Annotated in this window: 1 protein-coding gene; it reads right to left on the bottom strand. The window is 65.7% G+C overall.

Translation table 11 applies throughout. The annotated features are described in order from the left end of the window. Positions 1-190 precede the first annotated feature (190 nt). Positions 191-1,588 (bottom strand): dihydrolipoyl dehydrogenase, encoded by a 1,398-nt coding sequence (lpdA, locus tag EN879_RS34175; protein ID WP_063169593.1) that lies wholly within the window; start codon positions 1,586-1,588, stop codon positions 191-193. Positions 1,589-1,862 lie beyond the last annotated feature (274 nt).

The raw sequence follows: 1,862 nt of genomic DNA, 5'->3' as shown, positions 1-1,862 counted from the left end.
CCTCTGCCCTGCCGGGCATCTCCCCCTCTAGGGGGGAGATCGGCTGTCATCTTAGATTTCGCCAATTTTTGAAAGTTTTGGAAGAGGCAGGTTGCCCGAAACTGCCAATCTCCCCCCTTGAGGGGAGATGTCCGGCAGAACAGAGGGGGGCGCTGTCCCGCCGGCATCACCGCTTTTGCGCCATCGCGAATTAAATATGCAGCGCGTGTCCCAGCGCCTTCAGCGCTGCTTCCTGGAATCCCTCGCCCTGCGTCGGATGCGCGTGGATGGTGCCGGCGATGTCCTCCAGCCGCGCGCCCATCTCCAGCGCCAGCCCGAACGCCGCCGCCAGTTCCGACACACCCTGCCCGACCGCCTGGATGCCGAGCACCAGATGGTTGTCGGCGCGGGCCAAGACGCGGACAAAGCCGTCCTCGCCCAGCTTCGTCATCGCCCGGCCGTTGGCCGCGAACGGGAACATGCCGATCTTGATCTCGCCGCCGAGCGCCTTGGCTTCTTCCGGCGAAAGACCAGCGGTCACCAGTTCGGGATCGGTGAAGCAAACGGCGGGTATCGAACGCTTGTCCCAGCTGCGCTTGTGGCCGGCAACGATCTCGGCGACCATCTCGCCCTGCGCCATCGCCCGGTGCGCCAGCATCGGCTCGCCGGTGACGTCGCCAATGGCGAAGATGCCGCGCATCGAGGTGCGGCACTGGTCGTCGATGCGGATGAATTTGCCGGCCATGTCGAGGTCGATCTGCTCGAGCCCCCAGCCTTCGGTCACCGGCTTGCGCCCGACCGTGACCAGGATTTTTTCGGCGGCGACCTTGGCGCTCTTGCCGTCCGAGGTCTCGACCAGCAACGCGTCACCCTTGGTTGAAAGCCCCTTGGCCTTGGCGCCCAGCATCACCTCGACGCCGAGCGCGGTGAGCCGCTTGACCACCGGCCGGGTCAGCTCGGCATCATACTGCGCCAGCACGCGCGGCAAGGCCTCGATCACGGTCACCTCAGCGCCCATCTTGGCAAATGCCATGCCCAGTTCCAGCCCAATATAGCCGCCACCGACGACCGCGAGATTTTTCGGCACGTCGCTGAGTGCCAGTGCCTCGGTTGACGAAATCACCCGACCGCCAAACGGCAGGAACGGCAGCTCCACCGGCGCCGAGCCGGAGGCGATGACGATCGTTTCGGCCCGGATCACCTGCACGCCCGTCTCGGTCTCGACCGCGACCGTCTTGCCGTCGCGAAAGCTCGCCCAGCCATGCACGGTTTTCACGCCTGCCTTCTTGAGCAGGCCGGCGACGCCACTGTTGAGCCGGCTGACGATGCCGTCCTTCCAGGCGACGGTCCGGGCAAGATCGAGCGTCGGCGCGGTGACCGAAATGCCGAGCGGGCTCTTGCCGCCCGCCATGTGCGACACCTTCTCGAACTCCTCCGCCGCATGGATCAGCGCCTTGGACGGGATGCAGCCGACATTGAGGCAGGTGCCGCCCGGCTTGCCGGCCTCGACGATCACCGTATCGACGCCGAGCTGTCCGGCCCGGATGGCGCAGACATAGCCGCCCGGCCCGGCGCCGATGACGAGCAGCTTGCAGGAGATTTCTTTCATGATGGCACGCTCTTTCTGGTGGCGAAGGCCCCCTCATCCGGCCGCTTCGCGGCCACCTTCTCCCCGGTGGGGAGAAGAGGCGAGCACAGACGCCGGCGACCTCCTCTCCCCTCGGGGAGAGGTCGGATTGCCCCGAATTGCCCTTCGCAATTCGGTTTTGGCAATCCGGGTGAGGGAGCCCTTGCGACCGTTCTCATCCCCTCAATCCACGAAAATCAGCGCCGGCGTTTCCAGCAGCGTCTTGATCCGCTGGATGAACACCGCCGCATCCCAC

The sequence above is a fragment of the Mesorhizobium sp. M7A.F.Ca.AU.002.02.1.1 genome, assembly GCF_003998535.1.
Classification (GTDB): Bacteria; Pseudomonadota; Alphaproteobacteria; order Rhizobiales; family Rhizobiaceae; genus Mesorhizobium; species Mesorhizobium ciceri.
This window is presented reverse-complemented; position numbering and strand designations above follow the sequence as displayed.

Coding starts and splice junctions, on each gene's coding strand:
- lpdA (WP_063169593.1), bottom strand. CDS start 1,588: ATGAAAGAAATCTCCTGCAAGCTGCTCGTCATCGGCGCCGGGCCGGGC.